Annotated in this window: 9 protein-coding genes; 8 read left to right on the top strand and 1 reads right to left on the bottom strand. The window is 70.3% G+C overall.

From position 1 onward, the window contains the following. The 3 genes from STRTUCAR8_RS11180 to STRTUCAR8_RS11170 form a co-directional block, all read left to right on the top strand. Positions 1-348, top strand: a 348-nt coding sequence (locus tag STRTUCAR8_RS11180) for a DUF2267 domain-containing protein (RefSeq protein WP_006375756.1), incomplete at its 5' end; no start/stop codon positions are given. A 201-nt stretch (positions 349-549) separates the two neighbouring features. Further along, positions 550-945: a DUF2267 domain-containing protein gene (locus tag STRTUCAR8_RS11175; RefSeq protein WP_044472013.1), complete on the top strand. Its 396-nt coding sequence runs from the start codon at positions 550-552 to the stop codon at positions 943-945. 141 nt (positions 946-1,086) lie between these two features. Beyond that, positions 1,087-2,364, top strand: a complete 1,278-nt coding sequence (locus STRTUCAR8_RS11170; RefSeq protein WP_006375741.1) for an alpha/beta hydrolase family protein — start codon at positions 1,087-1,089, stop codon at positions 2,362-2,364. A 32-nt stretch (positions 2,365-2,396) separates the two neighbouring features. Here the strand turns inward: STRTUCAR8_RS11170 and STRTUCAR8_RS11165 are convergent, their stop codons facing one another. Further along, a complete protein-coding gene (locus tag STRTUCAR8_RS11165; RefSeq protein ID WP_006375761.1) occupies positions 2,397-2,726 on the bottom strand; it encodes a hypothetical protein in 330 nt (109 codons plus the stop codon). A 74-nt stretch (positions 2,727-2,800) separates the two neighbouring features. On the opposite strand from STRTUCAR8_RS11165, the gene STRTUCAR8_RS11160 reads away from it, so the two are divergent. From STRTUCAR8_RS11160 to STRTUCAR8_RS11140, 5 genes are read left to right on the top strand one after another with little or no spacing between them, the layout of a single operon-like run. After that, positions 2,801-3,652: an alpha/beta fold hydrolase gene (locus tag STRTUCAR8_RS11160; protein WP_006375739.1), complete on the top strand. Its 852-nt coding sequence runs from the start codon at positions 2,801-2,803 to the stop codon at positions 3,650-3,652. Next, on the top strand, positions 3,649-4,545 hold the full coding sequence (locus STRTUCAR8_RS11155) for an alpha/beta fold hydrolase (protein WP_006375740.1): 897 nt from the start codon (positions 3,649-3,651) through the stop codon (positions 4,543-4,545). Before STRTUCAR8_RS11160 ends, STRTUCAR8_RS11155 begins: the two co-directional genes overlap by 4 nt. Further along, on the top strand, positions 4,542-6,128 hold the full coding sequence (locus STRTUCAR8_RS11150) for an FAD-dependent oxidoreductase (RefSeq protein WP_006375755.1): 1,587 nt from the start codon (positions 4,542-4,544) through the stop codon (positions 6,126-6,128). The genes STRTUCAR8_RS11155 and STRTUCAR8_RS11150 overlap by 4 nt, the downstream gene beginning before the upstream one ends. After that, entirely contained in the window at positions 6,125-7,438 is a 1,314-nt protein-coding gene (locus STRTUCAR8_RS11145) for an amidohydrolase family protein (RefSeq protein WP_006375757.1), read from the top strand. Before STRTUCAR8_RS11150 ends, STRTUCAR8_RS11145 begins: the two co-directional genes overlap by 4 nt. Then, positions 7,435-8,676, top strand: coding sequence for an MFS transporter (locus STRTUCAR8_RS11140; RefSeq protein WP_006375742.1), 1,242 nt, complete (start codon positions 7,435-7,437; stop codon positions 8,674-8,676). The genes STRTUCAR8_RS11145 and STRTUCAR8_RS11140 overlap by 4 nt, the downstream gene beginning before the upstream one ends. Positions 8,677-8,738: the final 62 nt, after the last annotated feature.

The raw sequence follows: 8,738 nt of genomic DNA, 5'->3' as shown, positions 1-8,738 counted from the left end.
GCGTACGCCACCACCGAGGAGGCCGAGCGGGCGGCCCGTACGGTGCTGGCGCTGCTGGGCGCTCACCTGGTGGGCGGGGTCCGGGCAGAACTGGCGGCGCGGCTGCCGGAGGAGTTCGCACTGATCCTGCTCAATCCGCTCCAGGCGCGCGAGCCCCTTTCCCCCGAGCGGTTCGTGCGGGCCACCGCGGCCTGGATCGAGGGAGCCACCGAACGGACCGCGGCGTGGGACGTGGGCGCTGTGTTCAGCGTGGCCGCGGACGCCGCGGGCGAAGAGGTCACCCGCCGTATCCTGCTCCAACTCCCGGCGGGCTACGACCTGCTGTTCGGCCGTACCCAGCTCGCATAGCCCCCAGTCAGCGCCAACCGCTTCTGATCGAGGCGGAGTCAATGGCGGGGCGAGCCCTCAGCCGCCGACTCGCAGTCACCGTCGCAGCGGCTGTCCCTGTCCCTGTCCCTGCCACCTTCACTGTCACTGTCACTTCGAAACGAGAAAGGCAACGGCGTCATCGTGATCTCCCAGCAGGAACTGTGCCGACCCACGGCGGCCATGACGTTCGAGCAGATGCTGGAAAGAGTGCGCTACGAAGGCGCGTACCCCACCTGTGCACAGGCCGAGGAGTCCGTGCGCGCCGTGCTGGGCGCGCTCGGACGCCAGCTCGCGGGCGACGAGCGCGCGGAACTCGCGGCGCGGATGCCGTACGAGGCGGCGGTCGCCCTGACCTCCGTGATCCCCGCCACCGAGCCCCTCACCGGCTGGGGCTTCGTCAGGGACCTGGCGTCCCGCACCGGCCGCACGGCAGCCACCACCCGCTGGGACACCGGCACCGTATTTCGCGTCGTGGGCCTACTCGCCGGCGAGGAACTCCTCAGCCGTGTCCTCGCCCAGCTCCCTTCCGGCTACGCCCTGCTGTTCGGCCGCGCCGAACTCACCCAGGCGGCCTGACGCGCTCGAAGACGGGCCCGACACCGCCTACCCACCGCATACCCGCTGGACCGTGCCACGCCCCCTAAGGGATAGTCGCTGACCGAAATGGGGGGACACCCCGATGGTGCGGGCGGTCGGCGGGCTGCAACATGAATTGTCATGACGGAGGAACAGTCGATCAAGCAACGAAGCAACCGGCGTCGCGGCCTGCGGGCCGCGGTCGCCTGCGCGGTCATCGTGATCAGCGCTCTGGCCGCCGTTCTCCCCGCTGAGGCCACTGCGGCGACTACGAAGCCCGCGGCGGCCGCGAACCCCGCCCCATTGAGTCTGCCCGTCCCCGCAGGCAGGTACGGGGTCGGCGAAGTACCCCTGCATCTCGTGGACCAGTCCAGGCCCGATCCCTGGCAGAGCGGTCGGAAGGACCGCGAGCTGATGATCAGCGTGTACTACCCCACGACGCGCGCGGCAGGCCACCGTGCCGCTCCCTACATGCTTCCCAAGGCGGCGGCGCACTTCGACTCGGTGACCGTCAACGACTACCTCGGGATGAACCTGCCGCCCGGGCAGATCAACTGGGCGGCCACCGCCACCCACGTCGTGCAGGGCGCTCCGGTTGCCCAAGGGGGCGGGAAACGACCGGTGTTGCTCTATTCCCCGGGGCTGGGCGAGCCCCGGACCTGGGCCACCACCCTGGTCGCGGATCTCGCCGGCCGGGGTTATGTCGTGGTCACGATCGACAACACCTACGAGTCCCCAGAAGTCCAGTTCCCCGACGGGTCTCTGGCCACCATGGTCACGCCGACGGACCCCGATGCCTTCATCAGGAAGTCCCTCGCCGTGCGGACCACCGACACCGGTTTCGTCCTGGACCAGTTGGGCCTGCTGAACACCGGTCACCAACCCGACGTGGACGGGCGGCGACTACCGAAGGGTCTCGCAGGAGCGCTCGACCTGTCCAAGGTCGGTATGTTCGGCCACTCGATGGGAGGCACGGCCACAGCCACGGTCATGGATGCCGACCCGCGAGTCAGAGCCGGCATCGACATGGACGGCAATCTGACCAACTTCGACGGCACCCTCATGCCGGTGGCCGAACACGGGCTCACACGGCCGTTCCTGTTCATGGGCAAGGACGGGACGACAGACACCGGCCCCGGCTGGCAGGCGTTCCGCGCCCACACCCCCGGCTGGACCCGCCAGCTGACGCTACGCGGCTCGGAGCACGCTTCGTTCACGGACGCGGAAGCACTGCTCCCGCAACTGGGCCTGCCGCCGGCCACCCAGACACAGAACATCGGCACCATCGAACCGACCACGGCGATACGCACCAACGAGGCCTACATCTCCGCGTACTTCGACCACTGGTTGCGCGGACGGTCCGGCCACCTGCTGAACGGACCGTCAGACCGGTACCCGGCAATGGAGTTCGTCGACTGATCACGCCGGCCGGGGGCACCGGGCAAGGTGAGTCAGGTTGAGGCGGCTTCGGTGCCTGCCATGCCATCAGTGCCCTGTGCCTCATCAGCGCGCCAGAGGCATCTGAGGGCTTCGAGTTCGGTTCGAGGGAAGGGCCTGCCCCACTTGTCCCGGTAGCCGCTCTCGCCGTAGGTCCACGCCACCCCGTCGAAGCAGCGGATCACGAGTGAACGCGCGTCGCATCTCTTCGACCGATCGCAGCGTCGCCTCGGCCACGAGATCGAGGTCGAGGTCGAGGTCGAGTAGTCCACGCCGTTCTGGATGAATCGCGGGGCCCAGGCCGCCTCGGCCATCCCGACGAGCGGGTCACGCTGCCCTGCCACAGGAACTCCTTGAGAGTCAGGTCGAGAGTCCGCCCGCTTGACACGAGCTTATTAACGGTAACACTGTAACCGTTATGAGTATCTGGTCTGAACCTCAATCCGACTCGCTGTTCGCGGACGTCGACGACCTCCGGGTCCACTACAAACGCGCCGGACACGGTCCGCCGGTCCTGCTGCTGCACGGCAGCGCCTCGTCGCTGCACCACTTCGCGGACGTGGCGGCCCTGCTCGCGCCGTCCTACGACGTCATCCGCCCCGACCTGCCGGGGTGGGGCCTCACCGGCGCGCGGGATGACCGCGACTACCGCGTGCCGACGTACGCGGCGACCGTCGCCCGTTTCCTGGACGTCCTGGGTGTGCGCCGCTGCGCGGTCGTGGGCAACTCGCTGGGCGGCAACATCGCGTGGAACCTCGCTGTGGACCGTCCGGAGCGGGTAAGCCATCTGGTGCTCGTCAACGCCCTCGGATATCCGGAGAAGTCGGTCCCGGCGGGTCTGCGACTGGCCCGCAACCCGCTGCTGCGTCCCGTGCTGCGCCGGGCGATGCCGCGCCGCGTGATCGAGCGGAACCTGCGCTCGGCAGTCGGCGCGCACTCGGGCATCGTCGACGAGGCGATGGTGGAGCGGTCGTACGAGCTGATGGGCAGGCCCGGGAACCGGTCGGCCTTCGTCGACTTCGTCAACACCGACCAGCCCGACCGCAGCGCGGAGATCGCGGACATCGCGGTGCCGACACTCGTCCTGCGCAGCGCGAGCGTCAACGGCCAGCACTTCGCCCGCGACATCCCCGGCGCCGAGGAACTGGTCCACCCCGACGGCGGCCATCTGCTGCCCGAGGAGGACCCGCACTGGGTCGGCGACGCCATCGCCGGCTTCCTCGGTTCCCACTCCGACAGCACCCAGTCACGGCAAGGAGGCCGACCGTGAAGTACTTCGTGGCCCAAGGCGAGGACCGCCGTCTCGACCCGGTCTCGCGGCAGAGCCTGCGCGGCAGCTTCGTCGAGCTGTCCGACGGTGTCACCCACTACGAGCTGGCCGGACCCGAGGACGGCGATATCGTCCTGCTGGCCGGCGGTCTCACGGTTCCGCTGTTCTACTGGGACGGCCTGGCGGCGGAGCTACATGCCCGGGGGCTGCGCACTCTGGCGTGCAGCGCGTACGGGCGCGGCTACTCCGACCGGGTGCGGGCGACGTACGACGAGACGCTCTTCGTACGCCAGCTCTTCGAGCTCAGGGAAAAGCTCGGCATCACGCGGCCGGTGCATCTCGTCGGCACCTCCGTCGGCGGCCTCGTCGCGATGCGGTACGCCCTGCGGCACCCGGAGTCCCTGGCGACCCTGACCATCGCGGGACCCGCGGGGCTCATCCCGAAGAAGGTGCCCACGCACCGGCTGTTCGCCAGTGACCTGCTGACCGGCCTCGTGGCCCGGCGGTTCGGGCGCCGGCTGCTGGAGGGACACCTGGGCCACAACGTGCGTGATCCGCAGCAGTCGGCAAGGCTGGTCGCGATGGTGCTCGACGCCTACCGCTACGAAGGCTCGCTGTACGCGTTCTTCGAAACGCTCCAGCATGTGCCGTTGTCCGGCCGTGCCGAGCTGTTCCGGCGCGCGGGCGAACTGGGCCTGCCGACCCTGCTGCTCTGGGGCGCCGACGACAACGTCACGCCCATCGCCGCACTCGACACCGCGCGCTCCCTGCTGAAGCCGCAGGAGTGCCATGTCGTCGACTGCGGCCACATGGCCCCCTACGAACGCCCCCGCGAGGTCGCGGAGCGGATCGCCTCGTTCACGGCGACCCGCACGGAAAGGCAGAGCCCATGAACCACTCCATGCCCCTCGATGTCCTGATCATCGGCGCCGGTCCGACCGGGACCACCCTGGCGATCGACCTCGCCCGCCGCGGCCTCGCCATCCGCGTCGTCAACAAGTCGGACGCTGTCTTCGACGGCTCACGGGCCAAGGGCGTCCAGCCCCGCAGTCTGGAGGTGCTGGACGACCTCGGAGCACTCGACTCCGTTCTCGCGAGCGGCAGCACCTATCCGCTGCTCGGGATCCATCTCGGCCCCCTGGCCGCCCCTTGGCGGATGATGAGGAACCGGCAGCCGAGCGCGGACGTCCCGTATCCCAACACCTGGCTGATCCCCCAGTACAGCACCGACCGGGCACTGCACGACCGCCTCGAACAGCTCGGCCACCGTGTCGAGTTCGCGACGTCACTCGTCGCCCTGACGCAGGACACCGACCTCGTCACCGCCAAGGTGGCGGGTCCCGACGGCATCGAGGAGATCACCGCCCGCTATGTCGTCGGCGCCGACGGCGGGGGAAGCACCGTCCGCACACAACTCGGCATCGGCTTCACCGGTTCGACGGACGAAGAGGACAGGATGCTCATCGTGGACGCGGTCACCACGGGCCTGTCCCGTGACCGCTGGCACATGTGGCCCCAGCTCAAGGGCAGGTTCACCGGCGCCTGCCCGCTGCCTCACAGCGACCTGTTCCAGTGGATGATCCGGCTGGCGCCCGACGAGGAACCCATGCTCGACGAAGCACGACTCAACGAACGGATCCGCTCGGGCACCGGCAACCGGCACATCACCCTGAGCGACATCCGGTGGACGTCGGTGTTCCGGCCCAACATCCGTCTCGCCGAGAGCTACGGCCAGGGACGCGTCTTCCTCGCCGGGGACGCCGCACATGTGCACACCCCGGCCGGCGCCCAGGGGCTGAACACCGGTATCCAGGACTCCTACAACCTCGGCTGGAAGCTCGCCCAGGTCCTGGCCGGCGCGGACCCCGCACTGCTGGACACCTACGAGGCCGAACGGATGCCGATCGCGGCCGCGGTGCTCGGACTGTCGACGAAGAAGTACGACGGCATGTCCAAGCTCGACCCGGCGAGCCTCAAGCGCGGCAAGGACGAACAACAGCTCGCCCTCACCTACTTCGGCGGCCCCCTCGCCCCCGCCGACAGCGGCCGCACCCAGACACTGCGCGTCGGCGACCGGATGCCGGACGCCGTACTGACCGGCGCGGACGGCAAGCACGTCAGACTGTTCGACGTCCTGCGCGGACCGCACTTCACCGCCCTCGCCCACGGCCGCGACGCCGTCCAGGCCCTCGGCGGGCTCGAACAGCCGCCGTCCGGCGCGCGGTTGAAGCGGATCGCCGTCGGCTCCGCCACCGAAGGCGCGGACCACGTCCTCAGCGACACGGCGGGAACACTCGGGTCGGTCCACGGTTTCACCGAGGACACGCTGCTGCTCGTCCGCCCCGACGGCTACATCGGCCACATCGCGACCGAGGACTTCCTCAACAGCGCCCGTACCGCCATCCGGACGATGACACCCTCCGCGGACAGCCGCGCCGGTTCCGCAACCCACCCTGGTGCGGGGGACGCCGCGTGAGCCGCGTACTGCTGCGCGGCGCGCGGGTCGTCACCATGGCTCCGGGCCGCCCCGACGCCGAGCGAGCCGACATCCTCGTCGACGGCGACCTCATCTCCGCGATCGGCCCGGATCTGGACGCGCCCGATGCCGAAAGTGTCGACCTCACCGGACGCGTGATCATCCCCGGGCTGGTCAACGCCCACCTGCACACCTGGCAGACGGGGCTGCGTGCCGTGGGCGCCGACTGGACGCTCATGGAGTACCTCACCCACATGCACGGGGGCGCCGTCAAGCACTACAGGCCCGACGACATGTACGTCAGCAATCTCGCCGGCGCGCTGAACCAGATCAACTGCGGCACCACCACCCTGGGCGACTGGTGCCACAACTGCCTGACGCCCGAGCACGCCGACGCCGCCGTCGAAGGGCTCGTGCGGGCAGGTATCCGTGCCGTCTTCCTGCACGGCACCCCCTACCGGGACCCGGATCTCCCCCATCCGCTCGGCGAGATCGACCGCCTGCTCGACGGCCCTGTCCGCGACCACGCCCTTCTCACCGTCGGTATGGCTGTCCAGGGACCGCAGTACTCCTCCCCCGACACCGCGGTGGCCGACTTCCGGGCCGCGGCCGAGCGCGGTCTCGTCGCCTCCTTCCACCAGAGCGGCGGGGAGCTCGCGCCCGGCTGGGACGTCGTACACGCCACCGGCCTCTTCGGCCCCCGCACCAACGTGGTGCACGGCTCCGACCTGCCGGACAGCTGGGTCAGAACCCTCGTCGAGGCCGGCGTCACCTTCACCAGCACCCCCGAGAACGAACTCGGCCAGGGACACGGCACCCCAGTCACCGGTTCCCTGCTGTCCCTCGGCGCGGCCCCCTCGCTCGGCACGGACGTCGACACGGTCGTCCCCGGCCAGGTGCTCACCGCCGCCCGGGTCGCCCTCGCCCATCAGCGCGGCCTCGATCACGCCCACTACCGCCGGCGCACCGGCAGCCACGCCGGCACGCCGTCGATCACCGCCAAGCAGGCGCTGACGTGGGCCACCGTCGAAGGTGCGAAGGCGCTCGGTCTGGCGGACCAGGTCGGCCGCCTCGAACCGGGCATGCAGGCCGACCTCGTCGCCGTCGACACCCGTGCCCTCAACCTGTGGCCCGCCCACCATCCGATCGCCGCCGCCCTCCACGCCGACATCGCGAACATCGAGGCGGTCATGGTCGCGGGCCGCTGGCGCAAACGCGACCATGCCCTCCTCGACTGTGACCTAGACAAGGTCAAGGACCAGTTGCAGGAGTCGGGCGAACGGCTTCTCCGCGCGACGGACGGGGTGTGAACATGCGCGGCCGGCTGCCCGCGCCGCCCCGGCAGCCACAGGTCGGCGCGCGTTCGCACCGGCCGACCGTGGCGCGAGGCACCGCGTTCTGGCTGGTGGCCGCGGCATTCGCCGTGACGATGATGGGAACCACCCTGCCGACACCGCTGTACCCGCTGTACCAGCACCGTCTGGGCTTCTCGACGCTCATGACCACGGTGATTTTCTCGGCGTACGCGGTAGGTGTCGTGACCGCGCTGGTGCTGTTCGGACGGGTTTCGGACGTCCTCGGACGACGGCGCACGCTGCTGCCCGGACTCGCCTGCGCCGCGGCAAGCGGGCTGGTCTTCCTGGCCGCGGACAGCCTTCCCCTCCTGATCGCCGGACGGCTCCTCTCGGGCCTGTCCGCGGGCATCTTCACCGGCACCGCGACCGCCGCGCTGGTCGACCTGGCCGACGAGAAGGCGGGTGAACGCGCCACCCTGGTGGCCACGGTGGCGAACATGGGCGGCCTGGGCGCGGGACCGCTGCTGGCCGGGCTGCTCGCCCAACTCGCCCCGGCTCCCCTGCGGTTGCCGTTCAAGGTGCACCTCGGCATGCTCGTCCTGGCCACGGTCGGCGTGTGGCTGATGCCGGAACCGGTCCGCATCACCGGACGGCCGCGACTGCGCGTGACCCGTCCGAGGGTGCCCGAGCAGGTACGGGCCACCTTTGTGCGGGCGTCGATCGCCGGTTTCGCGAGTTTCGCGGTGCTCGGGCTGTTCACGGCGGTCGCACCTTCGTTTCTCGGCCGGCTCCTCCACCTGTCGCACCCCGCGCTGTCGGGCGGCGTGGTCTGCACGGCGTTCGCCGCTTCGACGATCGGCCAGATCACTCTCGTACGGCCACTCGGCCGAGCCGCGATGTCCGCCGGGTGCGGTCTGCTGATCGCGGGCATGGCCCTGCTGATCACGGGGCTCGCCACCGAGTCGCTGGCACTGCTGGTGGGCGCCGCCGTGACAGCCGGGCTCGGGCAAGGGGTCAGTTTTCGTGCGGGCCTGACCTCGATCAACACCGAAGCGCCCACCGGGCAGCGGGCGGAGGTCGCCTCGACGTACTTCATCGTGCTCTACGTCGCCATCTCCGCGCCCGTGGTGGGCGTCGGGGTGGCCGCCGACGTCGTGGGGCTTCGGGCAGCCGGGATCGGATTCGCCGTGGCGGTGGCCCTGCTGGCCGTGAGCGCGCTGGTGGCGGTGCGCCGCGGCCGACGGGAACAGTGAGCGACGGGTTGCGGTCCGGGGTGGTGCGGGCAGCCGACGGAGCGCCAGACCCTGGGCCCGGA

The organism is Streptomyces turgidiscabies Car8 (assembly GCF_000331005.1).
Lineage (GTDB): Bacteria > Actinomycetota > Actinomycetes > Streptomycetales > Streptomycetaceae > Streptomyces > Streptomyces turgidiscabies.
Note: the sequence above shows the minus strand (reverse complement) of the source record. Positions and strands in the feature narration are given on the sequence as shown.